The organism is Cobetia sp. SIMBA_158, assembly GCF_046566945.1.
In the GTDB taxonomy this organism is placed as follows: domain Bacteria; phylum Pseudomonadota; class Gammaproteobacteria; order Pseudomonadales; family Halomonadaceae; genus Cobetia; species Cobetia amphilecti.
In genome coordinates this window covers 1-231 of sequence record NZ_JAWJYL010001204.1, presented here as the reverse complement: position 1 = coordinate 231, position 231 = coordinate 1, and the positions used below count along the sequence as shown (strand labels likewise).

Genomic DNA, 231 nt, shown 5'->3' with positions numbered 1-231 from the left:
CAGCAGATGCCCGCGCGGCCGCCGCTTGCCGCACCAGATGTCATGCGCCAAGGGCGTCGGGAAGCCGCCCTCCTCGACGGCGGCCACCACCCCCAGCCAGGCATCACGCCCAGTCGTGGCATCGCGCTGACGAATCGCCATCAGCGTGAGTCCCGGCGTGTCGAGCAGCTGGCGCAGGTCCGCCGGTGTAGTGCGGTAATGCGCCTGCACCAACAGGCCGAACAGCTGCCG

At 70.6% G+C, this 231-nt stretch carries 1 pseudogene; it reads right to left on the bottom strand.

Going from position 1 to position 231, the window contains the following annotated elements:
* Window positions 1-231 (bottom strand): annotated as a pseudogene (locus tag R2R70_RS23555) (tRNA(Met) cytidine acetyltransferase); the annotation flags it as partial.